We start from the raw sequence: 20,072 nt of genomic DNA, 5'->3' as shown, positions 1-20,072 counted from the left end.
TTAGCGCTGAATGGTGCCCGAACGCTCCATAGCGTCGCGTTTGATGGCTTCCTTCAGTTCTTTGGGCAGGATGGCGGGAATGACCGTAATGGCGCCATCACCGCCTTCCTGGCGATAAATGGATTGTTCAGCCTTGGCGTTCAACACCACGATACTGATGCGGCGATTCACTGCCGCCGTTGGATTTTTGCTGTCATAGGGTGCCTTATCTGCCATCCCCATAACGCGAGCAACCTGTGCCGTCGGAACTCCGTAATTGATCAAGGTGCGGCGTGCCTCATTCGCCCGGTCAGCAGATAATTCCCAGTTGCTGTAATTGTTGTCATTGCTAAAAAATTGCAACGCATCCGTGTGTCCGGAAATACTTACCTTGTTGGGAATTTGTTGCAGTATGGGAGCAATTTCCTTGAAGATTTTGCGCGTGTATGACTTCATCTGCGCACCGCCCAAGTCGAACATGGGCCGATTTTCCTTGTCGGTGATCTGAATACGCAAACCTTCAGAGTTAATATCCAGAATGATCTGTTCTTTGAACGGCATCATGCTGGGACTCGACTCAATCAGTTGTTCTAGCGATTCCTTCAGATCAAGCAATTGTTGCAGTTCAGCCTGCTGGGCATTGTTGCCACCTGCAGTATCGCTTTCCTGCGAATCACGCATTTTTTCACCCTCACCTCGCGCCATATCCACATTTTTGCCAATTTCAATCACGCTGGTACTGGCACCGCCGGCGGCATGAACGATACTGGGGTCATTAAAATACGCGGCTATTCCACCTCGAGTCTCGGGGTCTGAAACGTTCAACAGCCACAGCAACAAAAAGAACGCCATCATCGCCGTCACGAAGTCAGCATACGCCACTTTCCAGGCGCCACCATGGTGCCCGTGAGCACTTTTTTTGACTTTTTTGACGATTATCGGTTGCGCGTTCTCAGCCATGGTCAGACCTTATTTTTGCTTCACGTAGTCTTCCAGTTCGCTGAATGTCGGGCGATTGTGCGAATGAATCACCTTGCGACCAAATTCAATGGCCACCTGCGGGCTGTAACCGTTAAGTGACGCCAACAATGACACCTTGATTACTTCGATGAACTTGCTTTCGTTGGCGGCTTCCGCCTTGAGTGCGTTGGCAATGGGCGCAGCCAAACCATAGGCCAGCAAAATCCCCACGAAGGTTCCCACCAGCGCCGCGGCCACCTTTTCACCGATGACTTCCGCACCTTGGTCGATGGAACTCATGGTAATTACCACCCCCATAACCGCCGCAACGATACCAAACGCGGGCAAACCATCAGCCATCGTCTGCATTGCCTCACCAGGTGCCAACACCTCATGATGGTGGGTATCCAACTCCTGATCCATCAGGTTTTCCATCTCAAATGCGTTGGCAGTTCCGGTCACCATCAGCCGCAGATAATCCGTCAAAAAATCCATGGCATGATGATTGGCCAATATTTTTGGGTATTTGGTGAAAATGGCGCTCTTGTCTGGCTCATCCACATGCGCTTCCAGCGACATCAAGCCTTCCTTACGCGCCTTTTGGAACACTTCGAACAGCAACGCCAACAAATCCATGTACAACTGTTTACTGTAGGACGAACCTTTGAACAAGCCGGGAATTCCTGCAGCAACAGCTTTCAAAATCACTGGTGGGTTGGCCACGATAAATGCGCCCAACGCCCCACCACCGATGATCAGTAGTTCCGGTGGATGCCACAGCGCCAACAGCTGGCCGTTGGACAGCATAAAGCCGCCAAACACACACACCACCACCATTATAAATCCGGCAATTGCTTTCATCTGCTCTTCCTATGTCGCCCAGTACATCATTTGGCTGGCCCTGTTTTCCTCCCGTTCAGCCACCATATCGACAAACCAGCGCAGGACTTAAATAGGCATGAGATTCATTGGATTGGGAAACCCAACAGATAATTCGATACCATCCCAGCCCCCCCCTGGAACGTAACGACATTGAAGCAAAAGGGAAAATAGAACAAAACAGCCGCAAGCGCGGCTGGTATCACATCCAACGCGACATCATTATCAACGACGATCTTTGTCGTGGGCGCTCAACAACATCTGCTTGAGCTGCTCTTTGTGCTCAACCAGATCCTCTGCTCCAAGATGAAATTTAGCGGCCTCAAGCAAAGCCTCTAGCTCCTGCTCCACACGCAAATGTTGAATCCAGCGATCAACATCAAGTTCACCATCAACCACAAACTGGCGAGCTTCATCATCCAGTTCGCTGAATTCGATCTTTGCCGTACGCAAAACACCGTACTCTTCCGTTCCCGGAACAATGTTATGTTGCTCGGCCAACAGGTCATGGAAATTGTAAGGCGGCTCACTCGCCATGAAGTGATCCAGCCCGACCTTTGACGACAATGCGAAACGCTCTCCCTTGCAATAAAACTCCACACCGATCTGAACGAATTCGATCATGCCTCCCCCAGGAGTGCAGCCATGAAGTTAAACTAGTCGAATACAATAAATGTAAACATTGATATTGACAAGATGTAGGTTATTCAGAAACAAAAAAGCGCCGCCGAAGCGACGCAAAATTTAGCGACCGCGGGGGGCCTGCTGTCGCGTTTTGGAGAATTGTGAAGTTTTTCCCCAAATCAGCCACACTGGCGCATGAGAGAACACCAATAAACCAACGGCATTCATATGCCTCTGCTTCATGAGATATCGATGACATAAACTGAACAATGACCAATTAAAAAACTCAACGAAATAACGAAAACCTGAAAACATCCCATGTTATTAATTTTTCGCAACAACAAAAAAAGGCCCCGAAGAGCCTTTCTTTGTGACATCCATATCAAGGGGTTTTGCTTTAACTATTTACCATTTTTCTTAATGGCGTTGGTCGCCAGAAGACAGTAGAAGATTGTATTTTTGATTGACAGCATGCCATGATTCATCGTCGCTGCATCATGAACATCTTACAGTTGTTTTTGAAATTACCAACAATATCGTTAGACAGTGCCAAATTCGAACTCACACAAATGTTCACTATATCCAAACAAGAAACTAGAGACGTGTCGCCTCATCAATTTGCGTAATCAGCTCGTGATTTTTCTTTAGCAACCAACGATCATTGTTGGCGTAACTGATCGATCGCAGCGAGAATTGGCGTGATTGTTTGTATTGTGCAAGTCGAAAATGAACCCGTGCCAATTGGTACCAGGCACGGGCATTGCGGGGTTCGAGGCGCAACAAACGCTCGATTTGTGAAGCAGATTGCTGAAAACTACCAGCAGCTTCCAGCTTTTCCGCCCAAATCAGCAAGGAATGCTGCGCAGGCTCTTTTATTTCCGTTTGTTCATCTCTCGGGGGCTGGCTGGCGCAGGCGGCCAGCAAAATAATCAGCACCCCAAGCACCACTTTCATTGGAACCATCCCATGAAGTCTTCCCAAACCGTGCTGGCAGTACTGTCCGAGCCTGCACAGTCAGCCTTTTCATCCGGTAATGTTCCATCTTTATACGGCAGCACTGCAAAGTGTTCACAGTTGTCATCACCCAATTGGCCAGACTCTAAATCTACACCAACCAATTTTACGGTATCAGGCAATGCGTCTGGCACCGAATCCAGAGCAATGCCTTGCATCATTTCACCCCAGATTCGCAGTGCACCCGTTGCGCCGGTCAATCCGGTCACTTTGTTATCATCATTGCCCAACCAGACAACGCCGACATAATCGTTTCCAAATCCGGCAAACCAACTATCGCGCATATCATCCGTCGTTCCTGTTTTGCCTGCGAGCACTTTGTTTTGCAACCGCTCACCCACCGATCGCCCCGTGCCGTGGTACAAACCGTAGTTCAAAGCAAATTTGATCAGCGCAACGCTCTCTGCGGGGAAGCGTTGCTCGGTATTGATCGGGTAACGACGCAGTAATTTGCCGTTTGAGTCAACCACTTCCCGTACCGCGCGCAGTGGCGTGTAAAAACCGTCATCCGCCAGTGTTTGATAAATTTGCGTTACTTCAAACGGAGACATTTCCTGCGTTCCCAGCATCACCGAAGGATAAACCGGAATCTCTCCCTTGTAGCCCAGCGCAGAAATCGTCTGAATCACATTTTCTACACCCAGGGTCAAACCGGTATTCACCGCTGACAAATTGTAGGAGAATGCCAGCGCCTTGAGCATAGGCACGTTGCCATGCACTTCGCCATCGTAATTTTTGGGTTGCCAATCCTGGCCACTGGCTTGTGGAATACGAATCGGGTCATCATCCACCAAGGTGGTCAGGGTGTAATTTTCCTGCTCAACCCCGGTCAAATAGATCGCAGGCTTGAGCAAAGATCCCACCGGACGATGAATGGATAACGCTCGATTTAATCCTGCAAATCCAGGACGTACATCACCAATCACCGTCATGACTTCACCAGTGCCACGACGTGTCACCACAATGCCTGCCTGCAACGGTGCATTGTTGCGCACATACATCTGCGCCAGCTGGCGCTCCAACGAACGTCGCGCGTTGTAGTGAACGTTGGGATCAAAGCTGGTGAAAATTCGCAGGCCATCAGACCGCAAATCTTCCTCTTTGTAATCACGCCGCAATTGCTGTTTCACCAAATCGATGAAAGCCGGGTACTGGGTAAAACTCAACCTGGAACGCGGCACCACTTTCAATGGGCGATATTTAGCCTGTACTGCCTGCACCTGAGTGATCAGACCATCTTCCAGCAATACATCCACCACCATGTCACGACGCGCCTGCACGCGCTCATGGAATCTGCGTGGATTATAAAGCGATGGACCAGGCACAATGGCGATCAGGGTCGCAGATTCACCGACAGTCAATTCTGATGCCGGCTTGCCAAAATAGAACCACGCTGCCTGGCCAAATCCATGAATGGAGCGTGACCCTTCTTGCCCCATGTAGATTTCATTGATGTACGCTTCCAGAATTTCTTCTTTGGAATACTGAATCTCCAGCAGGAACGCCATGATCGCTTCGTTGAACTTGCGCTCCAGCGTCAGTTCACTGTCCAGATAAAAATTCTTAACCAACTGTTGTGTCAGCGTGCTTCCACCCTGCACCACTTTGCCCGCCGTCAGGTTCGCCCAAGCTGCACGCAGAATACCCAGAAAGTCGATACCATGATGTTTCTGGAATTTTCTGTCTTCCATGGCCTGCAGGCCCTGCACCAACACCGGTGGCAAATCCTGCAAACGCAGCAGCTCGCGATCCTCTTTGAGGCGCGGATAAATATTGGCGATCAACAGGGGCTCAATCCGCTGCAACTGGTAATTCTGTCCAGTCTTGGCGTCTTGCAGCATTTTGACCCGGTTGTTCTCAAAGCTTAATGTCAAAGACAGCGATGGTTCTTTACCGTCAGGATATTTGAACGCACGACGAGTTAACGTTACCCGGTTTCCTTGACGCGCATATGTACCTGACGTTAAGCCATCATCGGAAATTTGATATCCGACCGTTTGCAGCTCGCGCTCAAACGATTCCTGATTCAAATATTTTCCAGGAAACAACTCCAAAGGTCGGGCATACACCCGGGAAGGAATCGACCATCGCTTGCCTTCGAATTTCTCAACAACAGTTTTGTTCAGATCCAGAGCATAAAAAAACAACCACAGTATCGCCACCGCAATGGCAACGCCCACCAGCCCCAACAGCACGAGCCAATAACGCAACAAGAAGCGCATGTATTTGTACCACAATTTCAATTTACTCAATCAACGGCACACGAGGTGCCAACTGTCCCATCACAGCGTCATCATCCAATGAGACACTCAGTGGCGAACGTTTTATTTGCCACTGTCCTTTCACTTTGTTCTCCGGGGCATTACCCTCGAACATCAAATAACTAAATTTCCGATAATGCGGCACTTTACGCGCCAAGCCTGCAATGGCGCTGACGTCATGTGCAGCCAACCACACCCAGGCATGTTTTGGATCTGCGGGATTGCGCTGAACCAAAACAACTGATTGGCTTTCGCTGTTCCAACGCTGTCCAGCCAAGGTCACCTTACTGGAGGAAACGTCAGCCCCATACGGTGCAACGCCAGAATTCAATGCATCAACAAATTTATTTTGCCAGCCTAAAACCCAAACGGTTTTATTGGTTGGCAACGACTTAATTTCGTTGTCGTAAACCGCGTCAATCATCAGCCCTTGCATGCGCCATTGCGAAACCAGATTATGGTATTCACGCACTTCGTCTTTTTCTGCCGCAAATGGCAATACCGCCACTGCCGTTGAAGCACCAAATGCCAGGGACAGTGCGGCGGGAATTTCGGCCAGATCGGCGCGTCGGAAAATATCGAACTGCGGATCAATATCAACCCGAACAGGAGGCTGGGCAAAAGTAAGAACAAATTGTTGTTCTTTTTGGTTCAGATGAATCCATTGCTGGCTTGCGGACGACTCCCCTTTCAGCGTAACAGCTAAGGGGATATTCAAATCGTAAACATCACCATCCTGCACTTGTTCCAGGGTGAAATAGAGTTTCCACTCGTCATCCACTTCGATGCGCGACACTTTGCTGAGTGCCAGCTTTGGCGCGCCAACTCGGCCCACCCATTGCTGGAAGTACGGTTTGAGATCCCGATTGCTGACGGCAGAAAACGTCTTTTCGATGTCATCATAACTGGCGACGGTAAATTTTCGCTCAGCGTAAAATTTCTGCAGCCCTTTTTTGAAGGTATCATCCCCAAGCTCACGACGCAGCATATGGAACAACATTTGCCCTTTACCATAGCCTACCGCCTGACTGCTGTTGCTATGACGTGTACGAAAATCGTTTAACGAAAAGTCTTTATCCGCATCCACAAAATCCGCATACGCCTGCAACGAATCGCGACGATAACTCACGCCCTCCTGTCGCATTTCCTGCAACAGATGGTCTGCCAGATAAGACGTCAAACCTTCCGCCCAATTACCTGAGTCATAATCTACGTAAACGCTGTTTCCCCACCAGTTATGCAATATTTCGTGAGGGTAGGAGGTATACAGAATAAACGGCAGGCGAATGACATCCGAGCCCAACAAGGTAAACGACGGCATCCCGTAGCCAGTGCTCCAAAAATTTTCCACCAGGGCAAATTTGTCGTAGGGATAACGCCCAATCATTGTCTCGTACATCTTCACATAATCCGCCGTCACATCCAGGTAACGGCTGGCCAATGCTGGGTCGTTGTCCCGCAGATACGCCATGACCTGAATGTCACCTGCTGTACGGCTAAACTGATAAAACGGTGCCGCAATTAAAAATATTTCCTGTTGGGGCGATTTCTCGCTCCAGCGGGTCCGCCACTGCGGTCCCTTCTCCTGTTGCCCATGCTGACGCCCCTGACTGACCGCACGCCAGCGCTCGGGCAGGGTGACATCCAGATCAAAGGTCAACAAACCATCCCGGCTCATCGGGTACCAAACCGAACTGGCTCCCAGGTAAACCCCTTCAGGTCCCAGGAAGGCTGGACTATCGCCATCACCCTCGGGCAACGGGTGGTGGATTTTACCCTGATATTGCAATGTTAGCTGGCCATTTGTTTGCGGTTTCAGCTCATAGGCGGTCACAGGGACGGCAAAATCCTGGGTACTTGAGTCCAGTTTTCTCAAACTGCCAGTGATTGCCTGCACCTGCAAGCCCGCATGCAACAGTACAATTTGCGGCTCTGCGGTCGGAAATGTCACCTTATCAACCACTTGCAGCGTTTGACTGGCAGGTGACAGGGTCACTTGCAGTTGATGATGGGTCACCGGCTCCGCCATCGCACCAACCATCCACAGATTTAACACTACCCAGCTTATCGCCTGCTTTACCTTCCTCATTCCGCCCCCGAATTTACCGTGTAATTAAGCCTTTCTTAACCGTATACTCATAGGCTTGCAGTATAAAGCCCGGTTCCTGAACCGTCAGCTAACCTGACTCTGGCACCTGGATCCCAGGGGCACAGATTTTACGCCAACAATTAATAAGAAGAAGCGTTATATGAAGTACACCATCCTTTGTGCAGCTTTATTTTCTGTCTCAACTCAGCTTCAAGCCACCCCAGCCTCTGATACTAAGGACATGATCCTCATTCCTGAAGGTGAATTTGTCCGAGGTAGTGACAAGATCGATTCTCAGCACTTGGCTGAGGAGTATGGTCAGCTCAAACCCTTTTACGAAGATGAGCATCCGCAAAAAAAGATCAACCTGCCCGCCTACCTCATCGATAAATACGAAATCACCAACAGTCAATACCGCGCTTTCGTTGCTGATACCGGACATAAAAATCCCAGTTTCTGGCTAAACAACGGTTATTTGTTTAGCATGCAAATGGAAAAGCTAAACCGCGCGCCTGACGATATCCTGCGCAAACTCGCTGGCACGGTGCTCAAGCTGGACCTCGACACCAACACCATGAACCATGATCAGCTACTGGAAGCGATCAAAGCTCGCTATGCAGAGTTTGACGTTATCCCTGTCACGTTCGTCAGTTGGGAAGACGCCAACGCCTACTGCAAATGGTCCGGTAAGCGCCTGCCCACCGAAGCAGAGTGGGAAAAAGCCGCACGCGGTGCCAATGGCCAGGAGTATCCCTGGGGAAATGAATGGCGCCCCAATGCCACCAACACCGCCGAATCAGAGTGGGAATTTGGTGCCGCCCCCATTGGTGAGCATAAAGAAGACATCTCTCCCTACGGCGTCCATGACCTCGCAGGCAACGTATCGGAATGGACTGCCGACTGGTACATGGCTTACCCCGACTCTGATGCCAAGAGCGACAAGTATGGCCAAACCTACCGCGTCGCTCGCGGCGGTGGCTGGAGCAATTCAGGCCACTACGCACTGGAAATGTATTACCGTGGCGCCTATCGCATGAATCTTAAACCCAGCGAAGTCTACGATGATGTCGGTTTTCGCTGCGCCCGCGACGCCACCCAAGCCAGTCACTAACCCGCGACAATCACGCGCCGTGTTTGCCTGACACACGGCGCATTCAACCAAAGAACCAATAAAAAAAGCGGCCACAAGGACCGCTTTTACGCGCATACAACTAAGTGTATTCGTTACTACTTCTTGCTGATTTTCGCTGCACGCTCATCAGCAGTATTACCTTCGACCCACGTTTCCTCGCCGCCCTTGCGCGTTTCCCGCTTCCAGAAAGGAGCGCGATGCTTCAGGTCATTGATGATAAAACGACAGGCGTCAAACGCCATCGCACGGTGACGTGACCAGACGGCAACCAGCACAATCGGCTCATCCGGCTCAATCGCACCCACGCGATGAACGACAAACGCGTCCATCACATCCCATTCGTTCAGGGCTTCCTGGCAGACACGCTCAATGTGCTTTTCAGTCATGCCGGGATAGTGATCCAGGTACATGCCACGAATACCGTCCACTCCCTCATTGAAGTCGCGCATGGTACCGATAAACACCGCCGTTGCGCCGTGCTTGCCCTTAGGCAGGTAGGTCGCCTGATAATCGGCGATCTCTTTCCAAGGATCGAAAATGCCCTCTTGCACCACCACCTTCATGTATTAACCTCCAGTGACGGGAGGAAAAAACGCAACCTCGTCGCCATCTTTTAGCGATTCGCCCACACTGGTGTATTCCATGTTGACCGCAATCAAGGTGTTCTCAGGCAACGGATCCTTGGACACTTTGGCCCACACATCCGCCACCGTGGCCTTGCCCGAAAACTCCACTGTGTCATCGGCGCGGCCCATGGAATCACGCATGCTGGCAAAAAATTTCACTCTAACTTTCATCTTACTTTCCCCGCACTGCTTCCCGAGTCCAAGTACCGGACTTGCCACCGGATTTGGCAGTGAGTTGTACATCGGTAATCCGCATACCGCGATCAACCGCTTTGCACATGTCATAAATCGTCAACAACGCAACCTGAGTGGCGCACAACGCTTCCATTTCAACGCCGGTCTGACCATTACAGCGCACCGTCGTGCGGCAATAAACACTGTTAGTTTCGGGCTCTGGCGTTAAATCCAGCTCAACATTGGTAATCAAAATGGGATGACACAATGGCACCAAATCAGGCGTGCGCTTGGCCCCCATGATACCCGCCGTGCGCGCAATACCCAGCACGTCGCCCTTTTTGTGATCGCCCGCCATAATGCGCTTCAAGGTGTCAGGCTCCATGTAAATACGGCCTTCGGTCACCGCTTCGCGCGTCGTGATATCTTTCATGCCCACATCCACCATGTGCGCTTCACCGGAGGCATTGAAATGGGTCAACTTATTGTCCATGTATTCTCTCTCATAAGTTCTGTGGTGAAAGCCTGGCTCACACCACTCAAACAGCAACGGGTTACGTGACTTTTACCTAAAATACCGAGGGGATTTTTACACAACGAAAAACTCGGATTCAAGATCAAAAGGGGTGATCTCGCGAACACCCCTCTCGTTTCGGTCGTTAGCCACCGATCTGCGTCATACTGGTCCGACCGGCAAACTTCACAGTCGATACCTGCATCGCAGAACGCTTCTTGGATTCGAAACCATCTTTGGCTTTTTCGCGGAATGCTTGACGGAAAGTCGCAACAATCTCCTCGTCCGTACAACCACTGCGTAACAGGCTGCGAATGCTGTATTCCTGATCGGAATACAGGCAATTACGCACACCACCGTCTGCAGTCAAACGAATGCGCGAACAGTTACCACACAAGCTGCGAGTAAATGCGGGGATAATTGCGATTTTGCCGGCATAGCCAGGCACTTGATAGATGTGATGCTCAGTACGCGTTCCTGATGCCAACTCGATGGTGGGATAGCGCTCTTTCAGCTGCTTCACCATGGTCTCGGCGCTGAGGAAGTGCTCACCCGATTCCCAAATCTGCTCGGCATCAAACGGCATGAACTCGATAAAACGCACCGTCACGCGCTGGTCACGGGTCATTTCAGTAAAATCAAAAAACTCCGTGTCATTAAAGCCGCGCATCAACACTACGTTCACCTTAACACGGGGGAACGCAAGGGACTGAGCAATGCGAATGCTTTCCAGCACTTTATCTTCGCCTTCGCGGCGAGTGATTTCTTTAAATTTGGCAGGATTCAAGGTATCCAGGCTGATGTTTACGCCTGTCAATCCAGCCTCAAGCAGTTGTTCTGCGTATTTGGGGAAGATAATGCCGTTGGTGGTCATGTGCACGCCTTTGATACCCGGCGTAGCCGCCGTGCCGCGTACCAGCTCGACGATGTCCTTGCGCACCAGTGGCTCACCACCGGTAAATCGAACTTTCTTCACGCCCATTTGCGCCAAAATGCCCACGACGCGCAAAATCTCGTCGGTGCTTAGAATTTGTTCGCCGTTTTTAAAATCGACGCCTTCTTCTGGCATACAGTAGGTGCAACGCAAATTGCACTTTTCTGTGATTGCAATGCGAACATAGTCGAAAGTACGACCAAAGGTATCCTGCAACGGCGCATATTTGCTTGTGGGGACTGCTTTATCATCCTTGCTCCCTGCAAATGCGTCTTTCCCCTTAAACTGATCGTTGTTGATTAGCACTCCACTACCCCCGGACTTCATCGAAATAAGCCTGCTAGCTTAAGCCTGCGACTATCCTAACAAATTTTATGCTTAGCCAAATAACCAAGTAGAGCACCAGGTTTTCTGGATAGATTTGAAGGCATCATCATACAGTAAATTAGCGGCTTTTACATATGCACAATTGCCAAAAACGGTAGTAACTTAAAGCACTTAAAGACAAGGTAGCGTCAAATTTCCAACATCTTGCACTCCACCCGCAAATCCGAGCCTATTCGTGCATCATCAGGCCCCGCGGTATATACCCCTAATATCGTTCAGAGTATGTTTTTTTTAAATCCAAACCACCCTGAGCTGAGTTCAACTTGACACAACCAGCCAAATACGGGCAAATATCCACACTAAAAATATATATCAGGAAGGATTAAAGCAGCATTATGAACATGTTAAACGGGCAATGGCGTGAACTGCCAGCGCTGGAGCTGGCTCGCTCACATGCTCCGGTCATCCCATACCAAGGCAAACTGTACATTTTTGGCGGCGGCGGCCCCCAGTTCAAAAGCCTGGATTCTGTGGTCTGCTTTAACCCTGCGGACCAAAGCTGGCAGGAACTGGCCCCCATGCCAACCAAGCGTTCAGGCACTGCGGGATTCCTCATTGGCGACAAAATCTACATCGTGGGTGGCGGCTTCAAAAAGCCTGATGGCAATTTTCAGTTTTTACGCACCGTGGAAATTTATGACCCGGCAACCAATCGCTGGACTACCGGCCCTGACATGCAGCAGCCCCACGACTACCCGGCCGCAGTTCTGGACGAGGGCTACATCTATATCCTGGCCGGCCACCATCCCGACGCCTGCCTAGGTGGCCCCAAAACCGACCCTGGATTCGACTTTTGTGAACGCTGGAAACCCGGCATGGCCCAGTGGGAAGTATTACCCTCCCTACCTACTCCCCGCTTTGCGGCTTCGGGGTTTATGCGCCATAACGCCATCATGGTCGCCGGCGGCGTTGCCTTCACGCCCGACGGCTTTAATAACTTCGATTTCATCGAAACTTACGACAAACCCTCGCGCCAATGGACACAGGATAGCCAGCTAAAACTACCCTGGCCGGCCGCAGGCCAAGGCATGTGCAACCTCGGTGATACGCTGTTTTTCTTTGGCGGCTACAGCACCGAAAACATCCACAACCGCGCCTCGCTCTGCCCCGCCGGCAGCAATATCTGGCGCGAGCTCCCCCCCATGCCCGCCGCCCGTGCAGCCATGGGCGTCGCCATGATGGACAACACCATCTACCTGGTGGGCGGATGGGCCGATGACGGACGCACACCCGTGAACACCGTTTTTGCTTACACATGGAATTGAAGAATGAACGACGAACAACTCAAACGTTACAACCGTCATATCATGCTGCCGCAAGTGGATTACGACGGCCAGGATAAACTATTGAAATCCCGAGCATTAATCCTAGGCGCCGGCGGTCTTGGCTCGCCTGTGGCCATGTATCTGGCCAGCAGCGGCGTCGGCCATCTGGTCATCAGCGATTTTGACACCGTCGAAATCAGCAATCTGCAGCGACAAATCCTGCACACCGATGCTGACATTGGCAAACTCAAGGTGGATTCCGCCAAAGAAACGCTGCAGGCGCTGAATCCTGAAATTCAGATCACCACCATCAGCAAACGCCTGGAAGACGATGCATTACGCGAGCAAGTCCACTTGGCAGACGTCATCATCGACACTACCGACAATTTCACCTCGCGCTTTGCCTTAAATCGCATGTGCGTTGAAGAAAAGAAGCCGCTGGTTTCAGGTTCAGTGATTCGCATGGAAGGCCAAATTACCGTGTTCCGTGCCGACAAGGGTACCGGTCCCTGTTATCACTGCCTGTACAAAGAGGCTGGTGAGCTGGGTGAAACCTGCTCCCTCAACGGCGTGCTGGCACCTGCGGTCGGCATTATCGGTGCGATGCAGGCCACCGAGGCACTCAAGGTGCTGATGGGCATAGGCCAGGACCTGAGTGGTCGCCTACTGCTGCTGGATGCTTACTACATGGAGTGGCGTACACTCAAGCTCCCCAAAGACCCCAATTGTCCGGTGTGTAGCCACGCATAAAAAAAGCCCCTCATCGAGGGGCTTTTTAGTTTTCGCGAATTCGATCATTTCACATGACAGGTCAGGCACAGTTCACTGCCGCTGTTGCCACCCAAGATGTTGGTCGGCACACCTCCGACGGCATTACTCGCAGTGGCCACGCCCATCGCGCCCACCCGCAAGAAACTGGGAATCATCTTGGCGCCGTCGGTCGGTGCGCCATGATTGTCGTAGTTCATGGGAACGCCATGCGGATCATGGCAGGAAGCACATTCCACTTCGTAACCGTCACCACTGTTGTACAGACGCACTTCGTTGGCATCGGCGTGGCGATCGCCATCTCGATCAAAAAACGCGATCCTGCCCTTTTCCACGGTCGGCGGATTAAAATCCACCCCCGCTGAAAAGTCGGTCGGATAACGCACGCCAATCGGGTGATCATCGTTCAGGCTGCCGTTTCCTGCCGCAATCCCCCGCACGCCAGTATTTAGTGCGGGAATACCGTCGGCGCCGATCACAAACGCGCTAAAATCAGGCGCTGCCTGCGTTCCGCCCCCATCACGGTGACAGGCCACACAGCCATCCGAGGCTCCCCCCAAAGAAAAGTGATTCTGCGAACCTGATCCCGCAGGCCCCAGCTGCGCCGCAGAAGTAAACTTACCTTCTTTAGCCAGCAGTTCATTGCCCTCGCTTGCCCATGCATCAAGGAAGGCGCGGCTAACTGAATTTTCCTGGCTCGACGCATAGCCCGCACGGAAAGAGCCTTCCAAGCGCGTCGGCATATTGATAACAGAATCAATCGCTGTCACGCCGTCGTGACAGGACAAGCACGTCAAAGAATTCGGCCCTGGCTGAGTAACCGTCTGACCCAGCATCGTTTCAGCGCGAGGAAAAACCGTGTAAACCGACGATTGCACTGTCCGATTCCACAGCGGCGCAGCAACAGTAGAATTGGCACCATGCGGCGTATGGCAATACACGCAAATTTCGTAGTAATCGTTGCGCACGCCCTCCATATTCACACGGCCGGAGTTATAGGAAATGGTGAGATTGTGTCGCGTGTTGGCAATGCCGCCTTGGCGAAGGCCATCGGCTGAAAGTTCGTTATCGTACTGAGCCGGTGCCTTACTGCCCGCCCAGCCATCCGCTTTGAGCAAGGTATTGAAGGCCAGCAAGCCACTCAAACCAATGACAACGCTCAACCCTAAGCGAACCATGCCTGACATATTTATACGCAGCCTACCGTGCACCGTTTTTATACCTTTTTATGTCGGAGCCTGACGCGTCGCCCCTCTGGTTTTGATAACCAGCTAATGTACGGAACCTGCGCCACAGTGTCAATCTCAGCACCTTTTGCCGTGTGCAACGCAATCAAACACTTGGCCCTAGGCAAGCGCAAACTTCCCGCTATAATGGTCGTTTTTTCAAGTCGGTGTAATAGGCATGATCAACATTCAGGGACTCACCAAAACCTACGCGTCGGGCACGCAGGCCGTCAACCAGCTCAGTATGGAAGTCAAGGACGGTGAAATTCTGGCGTTGCTCGGTCCAAACGGCGCAGGAAAAAGCACCACCATCCGCATACTCACCACGCTTGCAGGTTTTGACGAGGGCAAAGTCATCGTTGCAGGTTTTGATGTTGACACCGATGCCGATCAGGTTCGTCGTTCCATCGGTTATGTTGCCCAGGAAACCGGCGTTGACTATTTCCTGACTGGCCGCGAGAACATGGAACTTCACGGACGCTTGTACCGCATGTCCGGCAAGGACATCGCCCAGCGCATTACCGAACTTGCCGGTTACTTCGAATTAACCGAGGTACTCGATCAACAGGTAGTTGGTTATTCTGGCGGTATGCGTCGCAAGCTGGACATCGCCACCGCACTATTACACAGTCCCAAATTACTGTTTCTCGATGAACCGACCTTGGGCCTGGACACCAAGAGTCGGCAGAGCCTGTGGAAATACATCGAAAAGCTCAATCGCGAACTTGGTTTAACCATTCTGTTGACCACTCACTACCTCGAGGAAGCGGACAAGCTGTCGCATCGCGTCGCGATTATCAATCAAGGCCAGATCAAAATTATTGATACGCCCGAAGCATTAAAATCATCCATCGGCGGTGACATCATCAGCTTGTCCATGGAGGGCGACAATGGCCACGAAGAAGGACTCACCTGGGCATTGAAACAAGCCCCATTCATCAAAGGCACCACCTGGGAAAATGACAAACTGCATTTGTATGTCGACAACGGCGCGCAGGCTATTCCGCAAGTAATGACCATCGCTACCGCACAAAATGCCAAGGTAGCTCAAATCAGTTTTTCGCGCCCCACGCTGGACGACGTATTCATCAAATACACCGGCAACAGCATCAACACGGAAACCGAGGACAGCGGCGACAAGTGGTGGGAAAAATGGGCCGGCAAAGGCGGTGGCAAATGGGCCAAGCAATGGCAAAACCAGGCTGCAGAAACCACTGACAGCACCGCAGAGACCAGTGCCACCAACACCGATTGGCGCGAAACCAATCAGGAATGGCAAAAATGGCAGCAACAGAAACAGACGCATGACGCCGCGCCAGCCACCACTGATAATGCTTGGCAAAACAAAGCTGCTGACACGTCCACACAAACTGGCGACAACCATTGGCAACAGTGGCAAACCCCGTCAGCGAAAGAAGCGCCAACAACCACTGAGGACCAATCTAACAATCAGACCTGGCCGAATGCGGGCGAAAAAAACTGGCAACAGTGGCAACAATCCGATGATGCCGCCGCAACCAAATCTGATGGTGAAAAGAAGTGGCCCAATAAAGACAACTGGTCAAAAGACTGGTCATCCAAAAAAGATTAAGTTGTAGGATAAAAAATGATTTCAGATACCTGGTACCTGTTTAAAAAATACATGATCATTTCAGCGCGCATGCCGCTGTGGTCATTGTTTGCATTGATCCAACCACTGATTTGGCTGTTCATTTTTGGCTCACTGTTTGGCCACTTTGCTCAGCTGCCTGGCTTTCCCGCCGAATCGTACATCGACTATTTCCTGCCAGGCGTATTGATCATGACGGTATTGTTCGGCTCGTCCTGGGCAGGCGTCAGCTTGTTGCGCGAAATCAGCGCCGGCACTGTCGACAAAATGCTTGCCTCGCCGGCCTCTCGCGCCTCCATCGTACTCAGTCGCGTACTGCACGCAGCGGTTCAAGTGGTTGTGCAGGCGTTAATCGTATTGATTGCTGCGTGGATGATGGGCGCCAGCACTACCTGGAATCCGCTTTACGTTTCACTGGTGATGATCATCGTGTTATTGATGGGCATCGCATTCGCCAGCATTTCCAATGGTCTGGCCATCATGCTGCAACGCGAAGAGCCACTGGTTGTTCTGGGCAACATCATGACACTGCCACTGATGTTTTTTTCCAGCGCCATGGTGCCCGAACAATACATGCCACAGTGGATACAATACATCGCGATTATCAATCCGATTGAATATGCGGTGGGTGCGATCCGCGCAATTTTTGTCGGTGAAGTTAATCTGGCTGCGTATGGCCAGGGTCTGGCGATTATGCTGGTGTTTGCCGCTGGCACATTGGCCTGGGCGATTTCTGCCTTCAAGGCATTGCGGGATTAATTCGTTAAATTCTCTGCCAGCCATACCAAAACAGGGGCCTTTCAGGTCCCTGTTTTGTCATCAAAACGCCATGTTCATCCCCAGCGTTCCAGACAACCGCTTATAATCCCCCAACGAAGTGCTTTGATAACTGGCAATCGCTTGTTCGGTTTCATCCTTGTCATTGTTATACAGCGTTGCAATCGGCATATCTGAGTCATTGCGGGTCACGCTAACGTTGGCAAATAAATTCACCCCTCGCGTCAACGCATAAAACAAACCGGCTTCACCACTCACAGTATAATTGTTACGCGTATCGAGCAGGCGACGTGTTTTCGCACCCGAATCAGGATTGACGTAACCAGTGTATGTCACATTCCCCCCCACGCTGCCGGATAAACCCGCCGCCAATGCACGCTGCAAATTCATACCCAAGGTATGACTGTTATACTCATAATCACGAGAATCATAAAACAAGGTTCTTACCGGCGTGTCAGTGATCTGATTTGTCTCTGGATCCCTGACCCGTGCTTCGTTAATCACTTGCTTGTTATGCACGTTACGGTAAACCGTCAGGTTGTAGCTAACAGTGACCTGCACATCTCCCAGCAGCAACTGCCCCATGTTAAATCCCATGGCAACCAATAATGATTCCAGCGGCACTCCGCCAAACGATTCAATGGTTCGCGCATTCAGCGTACTCTGCAACGAGGTAGGCACGCCATCCTCACCCTCATAACGCTTTGGCGTTAAACCGAACAACGCGGGCATCGCGACACGTTGCGCTCTGGCTAGACTCAGCGACTGGCTCTTACTGACAGTTGTTTCATTCATCAAGCCCTGTTGGTCTTGCCTCGAATAGACAATCGCATAACTGTCTCCAGGAATCCCCACCGTCCAACCCGCACTCAAATTGGAATTTAAATAATCGGACTGACTAAAATGATAAGTTGAATAGGTGGGACTCCACCCCAATCGAACCGCGTGAGTATCTGAAAATTTGTAATTAAAAAATAAGTTGAAAGCCAAATCTGAACGCAGTTCTTCCACTGGATTTTCGTCATTCATATTCAGATTATCGTCATACTGAAAGCTATAACTCATACTTTCAGAGAAACCATTGAGCCGCGACTCCACGTCGCTCAAACGCGCCTTGGCTTGACTAAGAACCACTTCAGTTGCGCCAGCAAATATAATCTTGCGATATTCCGTGGCTGCCATTTCATCCATACCCAACTGCTCATACGCCGTTCCTAACTGCAGGCGTATCCCTTGGTTTTCTGGTTGCAACTGCATCACCTTCTGGTACGACGCAACCGCATCACGGGCATTACCACGCGCAGATTGAATAATCCCCAAATAAATATAGGCCTCGGTATTGCCCGAATTTTCTTCCAACTCCTGGGCCAGCACATCCTCTGCCTCCAGCAATCGCTGTTCAGCCCATAATCCACGCGCCTTCGAGATAGGCCAGCGTTGCTTGGCAAATTTTGCTTCATTGGTATCCGGCGCAATCTGTATCACACGCTCATATTGCTCTGCGGCCTGCGAATACAAACCGCGCTGATCATAGATTTGCGCCAAGGTCATTCTCGCCGGCAATGCGTCCGGCATGTGTGTCAACACCGTTTCGAATTCACGTTGCGCCTCTTCCAGACGACCTTGTCGCATGAGAATAGTGCCTGCTTTAAAGGCCGCATCAACGTTTCCAGAAAAATATTCCAGCGCCTTTTGATATTCAGCCAATCCTTCCGCCACATTCCCAGAGCGCAGAGCTTCGTCAGCAATCTGGGTATGAATAAGATTCAGTCGCACCTTGGCCTGATCACGAAAACGCCCATCATCATTTTTGATAATGTATTCCAGTTGTTCCTTGGCTTCTTTATTCTTTTGCTGCATCCCCAGCGCATTAGCCAATTGCAGACGGGAAGTAAAATCTTTTTCGTTCTTTTTAACCAATATTGCAAACAATTGTTCGGCTTTTTCAGGCTTGCGAATTTGCATATACGCAATGCCCTTTTTCAAGATAGGTTCGGGATTGTCAGGAGCTATTTTCTGCACATCATCATAGGCTGCAATCGCTTCCTCGAAGCGCTGCTGTTCAAGATAGAAATTACCACTGACAATACCATAGCGAATCCGCGCATCTCGCGTTGACTCAGGTGATTTGTCTAAGACAACAACCTTCCAGTAATATTTTCTCGCCTGCTCAGGTTTCCCCGTTCGCTCATAGACACTGGCCAAACTCATATTAACCAGCACACTGTCCGGTTTATCTGCCAGCAGCTTCAAATAAGTTTGCTCTGCATCTTCCATGCGATTTAACTGCATATAGACCGAACCGATCATATACAGAATGGAGGCTTCATCTGGATACTCCAGCAACAAACCATTAAGTATCAGCAACGCCGCGTTATACTCACCACGTGACATCAAAGATTGCGCCGTCATAATCGCCAGATTTTTTTCCACCGCCTTCACGGCAGGATGCCGGGAACCACTATCCACTAACCGCTGATATTCTTTGATCGCCAAATCCGGGCGACCGGCACGCTCGTATACATTGCCCAAGCCAAGGCTATAAACCGCATTTTTGCTATCCAGGCTAACTGCCTTTTGGAAATTGGCAACAGAACTTGCCGCATCATTGCTGCGCAGATAAACATGACCTAATAAAAAATACGCTTCGGCTGTTTGCGAATCGTTTTGCAGCACCAACTCCAATGCCCGCTTTGCCTCAGCAATATTATTTTTTTGTAGAAATTCGCGCGCTTGTGCCAATAACTTCCCGCCCTTTTCATCCAATGCCATCGCTGGAGAGGACATCGCACTAAACACAAGTACAGTTAGCAACCAAAGCAAAGTAAATTTAATGACATTTGCGGCTTTCATA

At 50.8% G+C, this 20,072-nt stretch carries 17 protein-coding genes; 5 read left to right on the top strand and 12 right to left on the bottom strand.

Annotated elements, in window-relative coordinates:
* From motB to OEW58_04910, 6 genes are all read right to left on the bottom strand, one after another.
* A complete protein-coding gene (motB, locus tag OEW58_04935) occupies positions 1 to 939 on the bottom strand; it encodes a flagellar motor protein MotB (protein ID MDH5300689.1) in 939 nt (312 codons plus the stop codon).
* Positions 940 to 948: 9 nt separating this feature from the next.
* Positions 949 to 1,800 carry a flagellar motor stator protein MotA gene (motA, locus tag OEW58_04930; protein ID MDH5300688.1) on the bottom strand — a complete coding sequence of 284 codons (852 nt, stop codon included), beginning with the start codon at positions 1,798 to 1,800 and terminating at the stop codon, positions 949 to 951.
* A 243-nt stretch (positions 1,801 to 2,043) separates the two neighbouring features.
* Positions 2,044 to 2,442, bottom strand: a complete 399-nt coding sequence (locus OEW58_04925) for a hypothetical protein (protein ID MDH5300687.1) — start codon at positions 2,440 to 2,442, stop codon at positions 2,044 to 2,046.
* A 594-nt stretch (positions 2,443 to 3,036) separates the two neighbouring features.
* The gene (locus OEW58_04920) at positions 3,037 to 3,396 is read right to left on the bottom strand and encodes a hypothetical protein (GenBank protein MDH5300686.1); all 360 of its coding nucleotides are present in this window, start codon (positions 3,394 to 3,396) and stop codon (positions 3,037 to 3,039) included.
* Entirely contained in the window at positions 3,393 to 5,699 is a 2,307-nt protein-coding gene (gene mrcB, locus OEW58_04915; GenBank protein MDH5300685.1) for a penicillin-binding protein 1B, read from the bottom strand. The genes OEW58_04920 and mrcB overlap by 4 nt, the downstream gene beginning before the upstream one ends.
* Before the next feature lies 1 nt (position 5,700).
* Positions 5,701 to 7,806 carry a M1 family aminopeptidase gene (locus OEW58_04910; protein MDH5300684.1) on the bottom strand — a complete coding sequence of 702 codons (2,106 nt, stop codon included), beginning with the start codon at positions 7,804 to 7,806 and terminating at the stop codon, positions 5,701 to 5,703.
* Between the two features lie 241 nt (positions 7,807 to 8,047).
* Between OEW58_04910 and OEW58_04905 the strand changes: the two genes are divergently transcribed.
* Positions 8,048 to 8,917: a formylglycine-generating enzyme family protein gene (locus OEW58_04905; GenBank protein ID MDH5300683.1), complete on the top strand. Its 870-nt coding sequence runs from the start codon at positions 8,048 to 8,050 to the stop codon at positions 8,915 to 8,917.
* A 116-nt stretch (positions 8,918 to 9,033) separates the two neighbouring features.
* Here the strand turns inward: OEW58_04905 and OEW58_04900 are convergent, their stop codons facing one another.
* From OEW58_04900 to moaA, 4 genes are all read right to left on the bottom strand, one after another.
* Positions 9,034 to 9,501: a molybdenum cofactor biosynthesis protein MoaE gene (locus tag OEW58_04900; protein ID MDH5300682.1), complete on the bottom strand. Its 468-nt coding sequence runs from the start codon at positions 9,499 to 9,501 to the stop codon at positions 9,034 to 9,036.
* Positions 9,502 to 9,504: 3 nt separating this feature from the next.
* Complete coding sequence (locus OEW58_04895; GenBank protein MDH5300681.1) at positions 9,505 to 9,735, bottom strand: MoaD/ThiS family protein; 231 nt, start codon at positions 9,733 to 9,735, stop codon at positions 9,505 to 9,507.
* A 1-nt stretch (position 9,736) separates the two neighbouring features.
* Positions 9,737 to 10,231, bottom strand: a complete 495-nt coding sequence (moaC, locus tag OEW58_04890) for a cyclic pyranopterin monophosphate synthase MoaC (GenBank protein MDH5300680.1) — start codon at positions 10,229 to 10,231, stop codon at positions 9,737 to 9,739.
* 166 nt (positions 10,232 to 10,397) lie between these two features.
* Positions 10,398 to 11,513, bottom strand: a complete 1,116-nt coding sequence (moaA, locus tag OEW58_04885; protein MDH5300679.1) for a GTP 3',8-cyclase MoaA — start codon at positions 11,511 to 11,513, stop codon at positions 10,398 to 10,400.
* A gap of 395 nt (positions 11,514 to 11,908) precedes the next feature.
* Here moaA and OEW58_04880 point away from each other — a divergent pair, with 395 nt between their 5' ends.
* On the top strand, positions 11,909 to 12,838 hold the full coding sequence (locus OEW58_04880; protein MDH5300678.1) for a hypothetical protein: 930 nt from the start codon (positions 11,909 to 11,911) through the stop codon (positions 12,836 to 12,838).
* Positions 12,839 to 12,841: 3 nt separating this feature from the next.
* Positions 12,842 to 13,588 carry a molybdopterin-synthase adenylyltransferase MoeB gene (locus OEW58_04875; GenBank protein ID MDH5300677.1) on the top strand — a complete coding sequence of 249 codons (747 nt, stop codon included), beginning with the start codon at positions 12,842 to 12,844 and terminating at the stop codon, positions 13,586 to 13,588.
* Between the two features lie 44 nt (positions 13,589 to 13,632).
* Here the strand turns inward: OEW58_04875 and OEW58_04870 are convergent, their stop codons facing one another.
* On the bottom strand, positions 13,633 to 14,793 hold the full coding sequence (locus OEW58_04870; protein ID MDH5300676.1) for a hypothetical protein: 1,161 nt from the start codon (positions 14,791 to 14,793) through the stop codon (positions 13,633 to 13,635).
* 217 nt (positions 14,794 to 15,010) lie between these two features.
* Here OEW58_04870 and OEW58_04865 point away from each other — a divergent pair, with 217 nt between their 5' ends.
* Both OEW58_04865 and OEW58_04860 read left to right on the top strand, forming a co-directional pair.
* Entirely contained in the window at positions 15,011 to 16,423 is a 1,413-nt protein-coding gene (locus OEW58_04865; GenBank protein MDH5300675.1) for an ATP-binding cassette domain-containing protein, read from the top strand.
* Between the two features lie 15 nt (positions 16,424 to 16,438).
* Positions 16,439 to 17,200, top strand: a complete 762-nt coding sequence (locus OEW58_04860; GenBank protein MDH5300674.1) for an ABC transporter permease — start codon at positions 16,439 to 16,441, stop codon at positions 17,198 to 17,200.
* A gap of 60 nt (positions 17,201 to 17,260) precedes the next feature.
* On the opposite strand, the gene OEW58_04855 is transcribed toward OEW58_04860, so the two are convergent.
* Complete coding sequence (locus OEW58_04855) at positions 17,261 to 20,071, bottom strand: tetratricopeptide repeat protein (protein MDH5300673.1); 2,811 nt, start codon at positions 20,069 to 20,071, stop codon at positions 17,261 to 17,263.
* Between the last annotated feature and the right edge of the window lies 1 nt (position 20,072).

Source organism: Gammaproteobacteria bacterium (genome assembly GCA_029884425.1).
In the GTDB taxonomy this organism is placed as follows: Bacteria; Pseudomonadota; Gammaproteobacteria; order S012-40; family S012-40; genus JAOUHV01.
This window is presented reverse-complemented; position numbering and strand designations above follow the sequence as displayed.